Here is a 12,438-nt window from a genome sequence, read left to right as displayed (position 1 = left end):
CCATGCAGCGCCTTGTCTTCATTTTGCCGATCATCGCCTTTGCCGGCCTGGCGGCGTTCCTCGGCTTCGGCCTGACGCAAGACCCGAAGGCGCTGCCCAGCCAGTTGATCGACCGGCCGCTGCCCGAATTCGTGTTGCCTGGCATCGCTGCAGAGGCCGGCGGCGGGCCCCAGGAACTTCAGGGCTTTGCCAGCGCCAGTTTCCGCGATGAGCCGCGTTTGCTCAATATCTGGGCAAGCTGGTGCGCCGCCTGCCCGCAGGAGCATCCGGTGCTGGAGCGCATCGCGGCCGAAGGCTTCCCGGTGTATGGTATCGCCTGGAAAGACAAGCCAGGCGACAGCCGCACTTGGTTGGCGCGCTATGGCAATCCTTACGCTGGTGTCGCAGCGGACGAGCAGGGCCGCACCGCCATCGATCTGGGCGTGACCGGCGTGCCGGAGACGTTCATCATCGACAAGAAGGGCCGCGTCCGCTTCAAGCAGATCGGCCCGATCAGCCCGGAGGTGTGGGAAGGCCAGATCAGGCCGCTGATGCAGCAATTGCGAGCCGAAGCATGAGGGGGATGGTCAGACGTGCGCCAATCTTCACCCCTCCCCTTCAGGGGAGGGGCTGGGGGTGGGGACGTGCCGTCAAGGGCCGGCTGCTGTTACGTTTCCGCTCCAGTTCCCATTCCCCACCCCCAGCCCCTCCCCTTCAGGGGAGGGGAGCGGTTCTGCTCGCGTTGGCCCTCCTCTTCGCCGCGCCTGCCGCCGCCGTGCTGCCCGATGAAATGCTGCCCGACGCCGCGCAGGAACAGCGCGCCCGCGCGCTGAGCAAGGATTTGCGCTGCGTCGTCTGCCAGAATCAGTCGATCGACGACAGCGATGCCCCGTTGGCGCGCGATTTGCGGCTGCTGGTGCGCGAACAGATCGCGGCCGGCAAAAGCGACGCCGCAGTGCGCGACTATGTGGTGGAGCGCTATGGCAATTTCGTGCTGCTGAAACCACCGGTTGAAGGTGACACGCTGCTGCTGTGGGTGGGGCCGTTTGCCGTTCTGCTGTTCGGCGCGCTTGGCTTGTTCCTCTGGCAACGCAATCGCCCGGCCGCGCGTGGCGATGCCCCGTTGACCGCGGCCGAACGCGCCGAATTAGACCGGCTGTCTGGCCCCTCTGACTGAGACCCGCATGACGCTCTGGATCATTCTCACCGCGCTGGCCGCGCTGGCGGCGGCCTGGCTCACCATCCCGCTGGTGCGTCGCCACGAAGCCCGCGTCGATGCCCGTGCCGCCACCATTGCGGTGCTGAAGGATCAGCTCGCCGATATCGATGTGCAACTGGCGTCGGGCAGCATCCAGCCGGCCGAGGCGGAAGGGCTGCGCAACGAAATCCGCCGGCGGTTGCTGGCCGCCGGCCATATCCCGGCGGAACTTGATCGCACGCTGGGCCAGAAATCCCTGTCCGGCGTGGCGCTGGGCCTGGCTGCGCTGGTGGCGATCGCGGCAGCCGCGCTTTATGCCAGCATGGGGCAGCCGGAACTGGCCAACACGTCGGCGCCGTCTTCGGCTGCGCCTGCACAACAGGCCGCTGCGCAGCCTGGCGCAGAGGCGCCATCGGCCGAAGTCGCGCAGTTGATCACTGGCCTGGAAGCCAAGATGCAATCGACGCCGGATGATCCCGAAGGCTGGCGCATGCTGGGCTGGAGCTATTTCCAGACCGGGCGCTATTCCGATGCGGCCAAGGCCTATGCCCGCGCCATCGCCATCGACCCGGCCGGTGCCGGCTATCAATCGGCCTATGGCGAGGCGCTGGTGCAGGAAGCTGGTGGGCAGGTGACGGCGCCTGCCGCGGCGGCGTTCGAACTGGCTGCACGGCAAGATGGCGCGGATGCGCGCGCCCGCTATTTCCTGGCGGTGCGCAAGGCCGAACAGGGCGACCGCCAGAGTGCGATCAACGACTGGCTGACCTTGCTGGCCGATTCGCCTGCCGATGCGCCGTGGTTGCCGCAATTGCGAGCGGTGATCGAACAGACCGCGCAAGCCGGCGGCATCGATATCGCTGCGCGGCTGGCCGCCACCAGACCGGCCGGCAATGCCAGCGTGCCCGGTGTGCCGGAACCGGCTGCCGCCGCTGCGGCGGCCAGCGCCGCCGGCCCGCCCGCCGGCGTGCTGCCCAGCCCGAGCCGCGACCAGGTGCAGGCCGCCCAGCAAATGGCCCCGGCCGACCAGCAGGCGATGATCCGCGGCATGGTCGAACGCCTCGCCGAGCGATTGAAGACCAACCCCAAGGACGAAGCCGGCTGGCTGCGCCTGATGCGCGCCCGCCAGGTGATGGGCGATCTCTCCGCCGCGCGTACGGCCCGCGATCAGGGGCTGGCGGCGTTTGCCGGCGATGCGGCGGCGCAGGGCCGCATCAAGGCGGCAGCATCGGAGATGGGGCTTTAGGCCGCCTTTTGCCGCGACAGCGCGGCGCGGGCAGCGTCGGCCAGGAATCCCGAACGATTGTCGGCCACGGCATCAATCGCTGCCACCAGCCCTTCATCCATGGTGATCGACAGGCGGACAGCGCGGCCAGAAAGTTCCACCGGTACCAGCAGGCGGGCGAATTCCGTCACATCTGGATCGGCTGGAATGGCGTCTGCCGGGGTCGTATCGGGAATCGGTTCATCGTCCGCACGCAGCCCGGCAATGTGCAGAGCCAAGGCTTCGCGCGCGGCATGGGCAGCGTCTTCAACGCTGGCACCGGCCGAGGTGCAGCCCGGCAGATCGGGGAAGAACAGGCTGAAGCCACTGGCACTGCGTTCGATGATCGCTGTGTAATATCGTTGCATCGCGTTTGACCCTATCGAAGTTTCACGCCGCTTTGGCGCTCGATGCTCTTGATTGTGCCGATGGCCAAGTCTGCTTTCGGATGCGGCACGGTCACCCGCCCAGGCCGCTCGGGATGTTTCAGCTGCACGTGACTGCCTTTCTGGGCCACCACCTGCCAACCGCACGATTGCAGGGCTTTGATCACGTCTCCGCTGCGCATCGGGCTGCCTGTATGGATCAGTATGTATAACCACCATGGCGGGTGTCTGCAAGCTGAACTGGGCGGTGCAACGGCGGCTTGGCAAGTGCCTCGGCCTGTCGCATGGAAGCGATGATGACCCCGCCTTCCCCCGCCCCAGACGACAGCGGCCGCTGGTTCCGCCGCACGTTGGCGGTGATGGCTGGCATCGCACTGGCCTTGACGGCCTGGCATTTGAAGCAACTGGTGCTGGTGCTGTTTGCCGCCGCGCTGATGGGCCTGATGTTCAGCGATTTCACTGCGCTGTTGCAGCGCTGGTTGCGGTTGCCGTTTGCGCTGGCGCTGACCGCGGCGATCCTGATCCCGCTGGCGGCACTGGTGGTGATCTTTGGCCTGTTCGGCACGCTGATGGTCGAACAATTCATCCTGCTCGCCGATCGCTTTCCGCCGGCCTTGCAAACGGTGCAGGACTGGGCGCGCAGCACCCAGATCGGCCGCGAGATATTGTCGCAAATCGAAGGCTATGCGCCCAGCATGTCGCAGGTTGGCGGCATCGTGCAGGGCGCGCTGGCCAATGTCGGCTCGGCGCTCACCGGCTTTGCCGTGGTGCTGGTCGCGGCGCTGTATCTGGCCGCGCAGCCGCGTCTTTATGTCGATGGCCTGATCGACATGCTGCCCGACAGCGCCAAGCCCCGCGCCATCGAGACCGTGCACGCGGCACGCGAGGCGATCACATTCTGGCTGAAGGCCCAGGCCATCGGCATGGCGTTCGTCGCGGTGGGCACCTCGATCGGGCTGTGGCTGGTCGGGCTGCCGTCGCCGCTGGCCATCGGGCTGGTGGCCGGCCTGTGCGAATTCGTGCCCTATCTGGGCGTCGTGCTGGTTTCGGTGCCCACCGTCATCCTGGGCTTTGGCCAGAGCGTGGAAACCGGCATCTTCACCATCATTGCGCTGGTGGTGGTGCAGCAGTTGCAGGGCAATGTGGTGATGCCGATCGCGCAGAGCCGTTTCGGCGATTTGCCGCCGGTGCTGACCATCTTCAGCCTGATCGCCGCCGGCACCTTGCTCGGGCCGCTCGGCGTGATCCTGGCCGTCCCGATGACCGTCGTGGGCATGGCGCTGCTGAAACTGCAGCTCGCGCGCAGGGGCCGCCGATCGCCGCTGACCGGCGGCTGAGGCCGCGCTTGCACGTCCGGCCGGGGCGTGTATCAGCCCGGCAGACCCCATGGCCGATCATCCCGCCTTCCTGCTTATCGATCGCACGACGGCCCTGTTTTGCGGGGTGGCGGCGGGCATCGCCATTGGCCTGGCGTTTGCGCCGCAGTTTCACAATCTGATCACCGAAGCCGGGCCGCCGCCCGCCGTGCGACCGGGACTGCCATCGCCGCCAGTTGCGCCGGGGCCAGACGCAGCCCGGCCGGGCGCGGTGCTGCCCAGCGATATCGCCAGCGCCGCGCAAGTGCCCGATGGCCTGGCCCGCGCCGTGGCCGATGGCCGGCCGTTCCGCATCGGCGTGTTTGGCGACAGTTTCGGTGATGGCCTGTGGACCGCGCTTTACAACCAGTTGCCGCGCCGTGAGGCGTTTCAGGTGCTGCGTTACTCGCAGCAGGCGACCGGCTTCACCCGGTATCGCCAGACCAATCTGGAGGAGGCGCTGGCCCGGCAACTCGCCGAAGGCCCGGTCGATGTCGCGGTGATCAGCTTTGGCGCCAATGACATGCAGGGCCTGTTCGTCGAAGGCCGGGTGGCGCCGCTGTTGTCGCCGGCCTGGCAGGCGGAGATTGAACAGCGCATCGCCCGCTACATCGGCCTGTTGCGCGCGCAAGGGGCCGTCGTGGTGTGGATTGGCCTGCCGGTGATGCGGGATGGCACGTTCGACGCGCAGGTGCAGGGCATGAACCGGTTTTACGCCGACGTGATGGCGCGGCTGGGCGTGCCGTTCATCGATACGCGCGCCGCCGCGGCGGGCCCCGATGGCGGGTACGCGTCGCACCTGCCCGATCCCGAAACCGGCGCGCCGCGGCTGGTGCGGGCGGGCGATGGCATCCACATGAGCATGCGCGGCTATCGGCTGCTCACCGATACGCTGGCCGCGCGGGTGCGGGCGTGGGGGCAGGCGGCGCGTGATGGCAAGGCGGTGCCGCCGGAACTTGTGCCGCCGCCGGCCGCCCCAACACTGGCAGCGCCGCCGCCAACGCCGGCCCCGGAAGCTGCGATGGCCAGCGAGCCGCCGGCAGAATCGGCGGCGCCGGCGCCAACCGCCACCGCAGAACCGCCGGCTGCCGCCAGCCAACCGGTGCAATTGCTGCCACCGGTTGCCGATACGCCGGTTGCGCCCGAACCGGCGCCGCCGCGACCATGATGTCGGCCCTGCTTGTCCTGGCCGCCGCGCCCTGCCTTGCCAGCCTGTGCGGCGGCGATGTGCTGGCCGGCGTGCCGCTGAACCTTGCGGCGATGCCTGCCGACCGCCCGGTGCATATCGTGCAGATCGGCGATTCCCACACCGCCGGCGATGCCATTACCGGCGCGCTGCGCGATGCCTTGCAGGCGCGGCTCGGCCATGGCGGGCGCGGCCTGATGCCGGCCGGGCGTCCACACGCCGGGGTGCGCACGCGCGGGGTGACGGCGTCGATGGCCGGCGGCTGGCAATCACGCGGCCTGTTTGGTGGCGGCGCATCCGAACCCTGGCCGCCGCGCGGCATCACCGGCTATACGCTGACCAGCCGTGCGGTCGGCGCGTCGCTGGCGCTGACTGCCGACGCCGGCGAAGACTTCAGCGCCTTTGGCGTGTGCGTGGCGGCTGGCCCGGATGGCCCGCAACTGGCCATCAGTGTCGGTGACACCACGCAGACGGTGGATTTCACCGCTGATACCGATGCCCCGCGTTGTCAGCGCTTTGCAGCCAATGGCATGGCCAGCACCGCCCGGTTGGAGCTATTGTCCGGCCAGGCGATCATCACCGGCTGGTGGCTGGAACGCCCGCGCGGGCTGATCCTGTCCAGCCTGGGCGTGCCGGGTTCGCAACTGCAGTTTCTTGGCCGGGCCGACACCGCCACCATGGCCGCACAGTTCCGCGTGCTGCCGCCCGATCTGGTGATCCTGGCGTTCGGCACCAACGAGGGCTTTGCCCCCAGCGCCGACGCGGCGCGGCTGGAAAGCGACCTGCGGGCGCAGGTGGCGCGAGTGCGCGATATTGTGGGGCCGGTGCCGATCCTGCTGATCGGCCCGCCCGATGCCGCCAGCCGCAACATCGCGCTGCGCGGGAATGCGCCCGGTGCCGCGCCGGATTGCAACCCGGCCATCCAGACCAGCCCGGACCGGTTGCCGGTGGCCGGTTTCGATATCCCGCTGTGGACGGCCGCCGGCGGCAGCCTGGCGCCCGATCCGGTGACATTGTCCGATGTGCAGCCGCGCGCCGTGCGCCGCGGGTTGCCGTTGTTCACCCCGCCTGGCCTCAGCATCGTCAGCGCCGTGCAGCGCCGGGTCGCGGCGGATTTGGGAATCGCCTTCTGGGATTGGCGGGCGCGGCAGGGCGGCGCCTGTTCGGCGGTGCGCTGGATGCAGCGCGGCCTGATGGGGCCGGATTTCATCCATTACTCCCCGGCCGGCGGCGCCGAAGTGGCGCGCCTGCTGCTGGCGGATATTGATGAGGCCCAGGCCTTGTCCAGGGTGCAGGCCCATAATCAGACGGCGCGCTGATGCTGTTTCCGACGCTGGATTTCGCGATCTTCTTCCTGCCGGTGCTCGTTCTGGTGTGGACGGTGGGCAAGGCCAGCAACGAATGGCGCAAGATCATCCTGCTGCTGGCGAGCTGGGTGTTTTACGGCGCGTGGGATTGGCGTTTTGTCGCGCTGCTGATCGCGTCGGCGGCGATCAACTGGGGCATCGCCGCGCGCATCCATGCCCGGCTGGACCGCGATGAACCCGCGCAGCCGTGGCTGGCGATCGGCGTCACTGCCAATCTGCTGATTTTGGGCGCGTTCAAATATTATGGCTTTTTCCTGGAGGAACTGGCCGTCGTGCTGGCCCGGGCCGGCTGGAGCCGCGATCTGCCGGTGATCGAGGTGATTTTGCCCGTCGGCATCAGCTTCTTCACCTTCCAGGGCATGAGCTATCTGATCGACATTGCCCGGCGCCAGACGGCACCGGCCAGTTTCCTCGACATCACGCTGCTGATGAGCTTCTTCCCGCATCTTGTCGCCGGGCCGATCGTGCGCGCCAGCCATCTGGTGCCGCAATTCCAGGCCATGCCGCGCCTCAATCGCGGCATGGTGGCCACCGCCCTGATCCTGATCACCTGGGGCCTGTTCAAGAAAAGCGTGGTGGCCAGCGAATTGTCGGTGGCGCTGGTGGACAAGGCATTTTTCGATCCGGCCGCGCAAACCGGGTTTGATCTGCTGGCGGGCGCTTATGGCTATGCCGTGCAGATCTACTGCGATTTTTCGGCCTATTCCGATATGGCGATCGGGCTGGCGGCGCTGCTCGGCTATCGCTTTCCGCGCAATTTCGATCAGCCTTACCGCGCCACCTCGCTGCAGGATTTCTGGCGGCGCTGGCACATCTCGCTGTCGAGCTGGCTGCGTGATTATCTCTATATCAGCCTGGGCGGCAGCCGTGGCAGCCTGGCCTTCATCTGCCGCAACCTGATGATCACCATGCTATTGGGCGGGCTGTGGCATGGCGCGAAATGGACGTTCCTGATCTGGGGGGCGCTGCATGGCGGCGTGCTGGCCATGGAACGCGTGTGGCGCGAATGGCGCCCGGCCGGCTGGCCGACACTGCCGGCGCCGCTGGCCATGCTGCTGATCTTTCATGTCGTGGTGGCGGGCTGGATTTTCTTCCGCGCCGATACGCTGGCCGGCGCGCTGGACTATTTCGCACAGCTTTGGGCGTTCCGGCCGGGGGTGGCGCTGGCCAGTCCGCTGTTGGTTGGCCTGATCGCGCTGGGCCTGGCCATGAATGTCACGCCGCCCAATCTGCTGCCGGTGCTGGCGCGGCGGGTGGCGGCGTGGCCGGCGCCGGCGCTGGGGCTGGCGGTTGGTCTGGCCATCCTGATCATCGATGCGATGCGTTTCGAAGGCGTCGCGGCCTTCATCTATTACCAGTTCTGAAAGGCAGACGCGCATGGCCGACCCGTTTGATTCGCCGGTGGATGTGGCGGCCGATGGCGCCGGCGTGTCTGGCCTCACCCAGATGGCAGCAGCGGTGAGCGTGGCGCTGTTCTGCGTGGCCATGTTGAATGCCCATGCCCTTGCGGCCTGGGCCGACGGCCTGACGCCCAGCGCGCGCACGGCGGGCGTGGTCGCCGTTTCGCATGGCCTTGCCGACCGTACCGCGGCGCGCGGGCTGGATGGCCCGCGCGCCGCGATCAAGGCAAGGTGGGACCAGGCAAAGGCCGCGCGCTGGCGCGGCCAGAGCGAGGATCAGCGATAGAAGTCGTGATCTTCCAGCACCGCGATCTTGGTGCGGCTGCGGAAGAAACGGTCGGGCTTGGCCCAGTTGGCGTGGAAATATAGCGCGCCCTTCGAATGATCGCGGGCTTCGCCGGCCAGCACGGTGCGCGCCACGTCGACAGCGGCGGCCCAGGTGGCGGTCTTGCGGTTGGGGTGATAGCGGCTCAGCGCGAAGAACTGGCCGGGCTGGTTGGCGACAGCGCAGACATCAGCGGCAAAACCATGCTTGACGCGGTTGACCATCACATGCGCGACCGCAATCTGGCCTTCGCGCGGCTGGTTGGCGGCTTCGTGATGCACCACCTTGGCGACGCAGGTCACATGGCGCGGATCGAGTTCCGGGGCCGGTTCGGCTTCCACGGCGGCGAGCGCCGGTTCGGGCGCGGCGGCGGGAATATCAGTCTCCGCCATCTCGGGGCTGGGCTGGGCAGCGACATGATTGACGGCCAGCCCGGACATCAAAACGGCTGCCGCAGCGGCGGCCAGCATCTGCAAACGTGGCGATTGGGTCACTTTTTATGCCGAAACTGCGCCCCTGCGGCGATTGGCGGGCAAAAACACCGCCCCCAATGCGACAGACACGACGTGCAGGGCGGGCCACAACCACGCCAATTCCCTGCCGTTCAAACCAGAGCGGCCGGGTAGGGAATGAAGTTGATTGCGTCAAGCCGCCCGGCGATGAAACGGGTGTAACTGTCGGCGAGCCGAGCGGTGTCAGCCGTCCAGCAATGCCTTCAGCCGATCATTCACGACGCCGGGCGCGGCCTTGCCGGCCATGGCGCGCATGACCTGGCCGACGAAGAAGCCGAACAACTTGTCCTTGCCGCTGCGATATTCGGCCAGCTTGTCGGGATTGGCATCCAGCACCGCTTTGATGGCCGCATCGATGGCGCCGGTGTCGGACACCTGGCGAAGCCCGCGTGTCTCCACGATGCTGCCGGCGCTGTCACCGGTTTCCAGCATGGCTTCGAACACCTGTTTCATCAGCGGGCCCGACAGCGTGCCATCGGCGGCCAATGCCAGCAGTTCGGCGAGGCCTTCCGGCGATACCGGGCTGTCGGTGATGTCCTTGCCCAATTTCTTCAGCGCGCCGAACAGATCGCCGGACACGAAATTGGCCACACGCAAGGCCACTTCGGCCAGAGGCTTGTTCAACCGACCGGCGGTGGCGGCCAGCGCGGTCTCGAACCAGGCCGCGGTTTCCTGTTCGGCGGTGAGCACGCCCGCCAGATAGGGCGACAGGCCAAGATCGGCGGCATAGCGCGCGCGCTTGGCGACGGGCAGTTCCGGCAGGCTGGCGCGGCAATCAGCGACATACGCATCGTCGATCACCAGCGGCAGCAGATCGGGATCCGGGAAATAGCGATAATCATGCGCGTCTTCCTTGCCGCGCATCGATCTTGTGGTGCCGGTGCCGGGATCGAACAGCCTTGTTTCCTGGATGATCTTGCCGCCGCCTTCGATCACATCGACCTGGCGGCGCGCTTCATGCTCCACCGCCTGCATTATGAAGCGCACGCTGTTGACGTTCTTGGTTTCGGTACGGGTGCCGAATTCGGCGCCGGCCTTGCGCACCGACACGTTCACATCGGCGCGCATCGAGCCTTCGTCCATGTTGCCGTCGCAACTGCCGACATAGCGCAGCAACTGGCGTAGCGCCGCTACATAGGCGCCGGCCTCGGCCGGGGAACGGATGTCGGGCTTGGAGACGATCTCCATCAGCGCGCAGCCGCAGCGGTTGAGATCAACGAACGACATCGTCGGGTGCAGATCGTGCACCGATTTGCCGGCGTCCTGCTCCAGATGGATGCGCTCGATGCCGATGCGCTTGGTGGTGCCATCATCCAACGTGATGTCGAGATGGCCTTCACCGACGATCGGGTGATAGAGCTGGCTGATCTGGTAGCCCTGCGGCAGATCGGGATAGAAATAATTCTTGCGGTCGAACCGTGACCACAGGTTGATCTGCGCGTCGATAGCGAGCCCGGTGCGCACGGCCTGGCGCACGCATTCGCCGTTGATCACCGGCAGCATGCCCGGCATGGCAGCATCGACCAGGCTGACCTGCGCATTCGGCTCCGCGCCGAAATTGGTGGCGGCGCCGCTGAACAGCTTGCTGTTCGCCGTCACCTGCGCATGCACTTCCAGCCCGACGACGATTTCCCAATCGCCGGTGGCACCCTTCACGGTCCAGATATCGCTCATCCTCGTGATTCCTCAGGGCCGGGCCGTGAAGCCAGCGGCGCGTTCGATGGCGAGGCCGGCATCGAGCACACCCGCCTCATCCAGCGGCCGGCCGATGATCTGCAGGCCCAATGGGAGCCCGGATGCGGAAAGTCCGGCCGGCACGCTCATTGCCGGCAGCCCGGCGAGGCTGGCCGGCACGGTGAACACGTCGTTCAGATACATGGCCAGCGGATCGGCCTTGGCGCCAAAGGCAAAGGCCGGGCTGGGCGCGGTGGGGGTGAGCAGGACATCGCACCGCTCGAACGCAGTCGCGAAATCGCGGGCGATCAGCGCCCGCACCTTCTGCGCCTGGGTGTAGTACGCATCATAAAATCCCGCCGACAGCACATAGGTGCCGATCATGATGCGGCGCTGCACTTCCTTGCCAAAGCCGGCAGCGCGGGTGGCGGCGTACATGTCCTGCACATTGCCGCCCTGCGGCAACACGCGCTGGCCATACCGCACGCCATCATAGCGGGCGAGGTTTGACGAGGCTTCGGCCGGGGCGACGATATAATAAGTGGGCAGCGCGTATTTCGTGTGCGGCAGCGACACCGAGACGATCTCGGCGCCGGCGTCCTTCAACCAGGCGATGCCGGCATCCCACAGCGCGGCGATTTCCGGGTCCATGCCGTCCAGCCGATATTCCGCCGGAATGCCGACCCGCTTGCCGGCCATGCTGCCGGTCAGGCCCGCGGCGAAATCCGGCACCGCCACATCGAGGCTGGTCGAATCGAGCGGATCAAAGCCGCACATGGAGGTGAGCAGATGCGCGCAATCCGCCACACTGCGTGCCATCGGGCCTGCCTGATCGAGGCTGGAGGCAAAGGCGATGGTGCCCCAGCGGCTGGCTCTGCCATAAGTCGGCTTGATGCCGGCGATGCCAACGAAGGCGGCAGGCTGGCGGATGGAGCCGCCGGTATCGGTGCCGGTCGCCCCGGCGCACAGCCGCGCAGCGACCGCGGCCGCCGAACCGCCCGACGAACCGCCGGGCACCAGATCAGCGTCAGACCCATTGGCTTTCCACGGGCTGATCACCCGGCCGAAGGCGCTGGTTTCGTTCGACGATCCCATGGCAAACTCATCCATGTTGAGCTTGCCCAGAAACACCGCGCCGTCGCGCAGCAGATTGGCCGACACGCGGCTTTCATAGCGCGGCACGAAGCCCTTCAGAATATTCGAGCCGGCGGTCGTCTGCACGCCATCGGTGCAGAACAGATCCTTGATGCCGAGCGGAATGCCGGCCAGCGGCCCCGTGCGCGTGCCCTCATCCACCGCGCGGGCCTGCGCCAGCGCCAGTTCCGGCGTTTCGGTGATGAAGGCGTTCAGATGCCGATTGGCCGCCATCGCATCCAGATGCGCCTGCGCCAATTCCACCGCGCTGAATTGCTTCGCCGCCAGCCCGGCCTTCATGTCGGCAAGGGAAAGATCAGTCAGCGTGCTCATTCGATCACCTTGGGCACCGCGAAGAAGCCGCTGGTCGCGTCCGGTGCATTGGCCAGCACCTTGTCCTGGATATTGCCGTCGCTCACCACATCATCGCGCCAGCGCAATGTGCCCGATCCTGCAATGTCCATGACACTGGGCATCGGCTCGATGCCGCTGGTGTCCACCTCGCCCAGTTGCTCGATCCAGCCCAGGATGCCGTTCAGCTCGCCGGTCAGGCCCGGCACATCATCCTCGGCAACGGCGATGCGCGCCAGACGCGCGATCTTGCGCACGGTTTCATCAGTAACAGACATGCACGTGCCGCTAGCAGGCGGCGCCCGCGCCA

At 67.1% G+C, this 12,438-nt stretch carries 14 protein-coding genes; 8 read left to right on the top strand and 6 right to left on the bottom strand.

Annotated elements, in window-relative coordinates; all coding sequences use genetic code 11:
• Positions 1-2 precede the first annotated feature (2 nt).
• From ACTIEZ_RS00270 to ccmI, 3 genes are all read left to right on the top strand, one after another.
• Positions 3-557: a DsbE family thiol:disulfide interchange protein gene (locus ACTIEZ_RS00270; protein WP_439544640.1), complete on the top strand. Its 555-nt coding sequence runs from the start codon at positions 3-5 to the stop codon at positions 555-557.
• Positions 558-721: 164 nt separating this feature from the next.
• Positions 722-1,156 carry a cytochrome c-type biogenesis protein gene (locus tag ACTIEZ_RS00265; RefSeq protein ID WP_439544639.1) on the top strand — a complete coding sequence of 145 codons (435 nt, stop codon included), beginning with the start codon at positions 722-724 and terminating at the stop codon, positions 1,154-1,156.
• Positions 1,157-1,163: 7 nt separating this feature from the next.
• A complete protein-coding gene (gene ccmI / locus ACTIEZ_RS00260; RefSeq protein ID WP_439544638.1) occupies positions 1,164-2,420 on the top strand; it encodes a c-type cytochrome biogenesis protein CcmI in 1,257 nt (418 codons plus the stop codon).
• Here the strand turns inward: ccmI and ACTIEZ_RS00255 are convergent.
• Positions 2,417-2,806, bottom strand: coding sequence for a type II toxin-antitoxin system HicB family antitoxin (locus ACTIEZ_RS00255; RefSeq protein WP_439544637.1), 390 nt, complete (start codon positions 2,804-2,806; stop codon positions 2,417-2,419). The genes ccmI and ACTIEZ_RS00255 overlap by 4 nt on opposite strands.
• Positions 2,807-2,817: 11 nt before the next feature.
• Positions 2,818-3,006: a type II toxin-antitoxin system HicA family toxin gene (locus ACTIEZ_RS00250; protein WP_439544636.1), complete on the bottom strand. Its 189-nt coding sequence runs from the start codon at positions 3,004-3,006 to the stop codon at positions 2,818-2,820.
• A gap of 114 nt (positions 3,007-3,120) precedes the next feature.
• On the opposite strand from ACTIEZ_RS00250, the gene ACTIEZ_RS00245 reads away from it, so the two are divergent.
• From ACTIEZ_RS00245 to ACTIEZ_RS00225, 5 genes are read left to right on the top strand one after another with little or no spacing between them, the layout of a single operon-like run.
• Positions 3,121-4,161, top strand: a complete 1,041-nt coding sequence (locus ACTIEZ_RS00245) for an AI-2E family transporter (RefSeq protein WP_439544635.1) — start codon at positions 3,121-3,123, stop codon at positions 4,159-4,161.
• Between the two features lie 49 nt (positions 4,162-4,210).
• Complete coding sequence (locus tag ACTIEZ_RS00240; RefSeq protein ID WP_439544634.1) at positions 4,211-5,347, top strand: SGNH/GDSL hydrolase family protein; 1,137 nt, start codon at positions 4,211-4,213, stop codon at positions 5,345-5,347.
• On the top strand, positions 5,344-6,684 hold the full coding sequence (locus ACTIEZ_RS00235; RefSeq protein ID WP_439544633.1) for an SGNH/GDSL hydrolase family protein: 1,341 nt from the start codon (positions 5,344-5,346) through the stop codon (positions 6,682-6,684). The genes ACTIEZ_RS00240 and ACTIEZ_RS00235 overlap by 4 nt, the downstream gene beginning before the upstream one ends.
• A complete protein-coding gene (locus ACTIEZ_RS00230; RefSeq protein ID WP_439544632.1) occupies positions 6,684-8,096 on the top strand; it encodes an MBOAT family O-acyltransferase in 1,413 nt (470 codons plus the stop codon). The genes ACTIEZ_RS00235 and ACTIEZ_RS00230 overlap by 1 nt, the downstream gene beginning before the upstream one ends.
• 13 nt (positions 8,097-8,109) lie before the next feature.
• A complete protein-coding gene (locus tag ACTIEZ_RS00225; RefSeq protein WP_439544631.1) occupies positions 8,110-8,418 on the top strand; it encodes a hypothetical protein in 309 nt (102 codons plus the stop codon).
• On the opposite strand, the gene ACTIEZ_RS00220 is transcribed toward ACTIEZ_RS00225, so the two are convergent.
• The 4 genes from ACTIEZ_RS00220 to gatC all read right to left on the bottom strand — a co-directional run bounded on the left by ACTIEZ_RS00220 (position 8,409) and on the right by gatC (position 12,406).
• On the bottom strand, positions 8,409-8,897 hold the full coding sequence (locus ACTIEZ_RS00220; RefSeq protein ID WP_439544630.1) for a cell wall hydrolase: 489 nt from the start codon (positions 8,895-8,897) through the stop codon (positions 8,409-8,411). The genes ACTIEZ_RS00225 and ACTIEZ_RS00220 overlap by 10 nt on opposite strands.
• Before the next feature lie 255 nt (positions 8,898-9,152).
• A complete protein-coding gene (gatB, locus tag ACTIEZ_RS00215; RefSeq protein ID WP_439544629.1) occupies positions 9,153-10,643 on the bottom strand; it encodes an Asp-tRNA(Asn)/Glu-tRNA(Gln) amidotransferase subunit GatB in 1,491 nt (496 codons plus the stop codon).
• Positions 10,644-10,655: 12 nt separating this feature from the next.
• Positions 10,656-12,110, bottom strand: coding sequence for an Asp-tRNA(Asn)/Glu-tRNA(Gln) amidotransferase subunit GatA (gene gatA, locus ACTIEZ_RS00210; protein WP_439544628.1), 1,455 nt, complete (start codon positions 12,108-12,110; stop codon positions 10,656-10,658).
• On the bottom strand, positions 12,107-12,406 hold the full coding sequence (gene gatC, locus ACTIEZ_RS00205; RefSeq protein WP_439544627.1) for an Asp-tRNA(Asn)/Glu-tRNA(Gln) amidotransferase subunit GatC: 300 nt from the start codon (positions 12,404-12,406) through the stop codon (positions 12,107-12,109). Before gatC ends, gatA begins: the two co-directional genes overlap by 4 nt.
• Positions 12,407-12,438 lie beyond the last annotated feature (32 nt).

The sequence above is a fragment of the Sandarakinorhabdus sp. genome (assembly GCF_051860625.1).
Lineage (GTDB): Bacteria > Pseudomonadota > Alphaproteobacteria > Sphingomonadales > Sphingomonadaceae > Sandarakinorhabdus.
Note: the sequence above shows the minus strand (reverse complement) of the source record. Positions and strands in the feature narration are given on the sequence as shown.

Coding starts and splice junctions, on each gene's coding strand:
- ACTIEZ_RS00225 (WP_439544631.1), top strand. CDS start 8,110: ATGGCCGACCCGTTTGATTCGCCGGTGGATGTGGCGGCCGATGGCGCC.
- ACTIEZ_RS00235 (WP_439544633.1), top strand. CDS start 5,344: ATGATGTCGGCCCTGCTTGTCCTGGCCGCCGCGCCCTGCCTTGCCAGC.
- ccmI (WP_439544638.1), top strand. CDS start 1,164: ATGACGCTCTGGATCATTCTCACCGCGCTGGCCGCGCTGGCGGCGGCC.
- ACTIEZ_RS00230 (WP_439544632.1), top strand. CDS start 6,684: ATGCTGTTTCCGACGCTGGATTTCGCGATCTTCTTCCTGCCGGTGCTC.
- ACTIEZ_RS00270 (WP_439544640.1), top strand. CDS start 3: ATGCAGCGCCTTGTCTTCATTTTGCCGATCATCGCCTTTGCCGGCCTG.
- ACTIEZ_RS00245 (WP_439544635.1), top strand. CDS start 3,121: ATGACCCCGCCTTCCCCCGCCCCAGACGACAGCGGCCGCTGGTTCCGC.
- ACTIEZ_RS00240 (WP_439544634.1), top strand. CDS start 4,211: ATGGCCGATCATCCCGCCTTCCTGCTTATCGATCGCACGACGGCCCTG.
- ACTIEZ_RS00220 (WP_439544630.1), bottom strand. CDS start 8,897: ATGTCCGGGCTGGCCGTCAATCATGTCGCTGCCCAGCCCAGCCCCGAG.
- gatB (WP_439544629.1), bottom strand. CDS start 10,643: ATGAGCGATATCTGGACCGTGAAGGGTGCCACCGGCGATTGGGAAATC.
- ACTIEZ_RS00255 (WP_439544637.1), bottom strand. CDS start 2,806: ATGCAACGATATTACACAGCGATCATCGAACGCAGTGCCAGTGGCTTC.
- ACTIEZ_RS00250 (WP_439544636.1), bottom strand. CDS start 3,006: ATGCGCAGCGGAGACGTGATCAAAGCCCTGCAATCGTGCGGTTGGCAG.
- gatC (WP_439544627.1), bottom strand. CDS start 12,406: ATGTCTGTTACTGATGAAACCGTGCGCAAGATCGCGCGTCTGGCGCGC.
- gatA (WP_439544628.1), bottom strand. CDS start 12,110: ATGAGCACGCTGACTGATCTTTCCCTTGCCGACATGAAGGCCGGGCTG.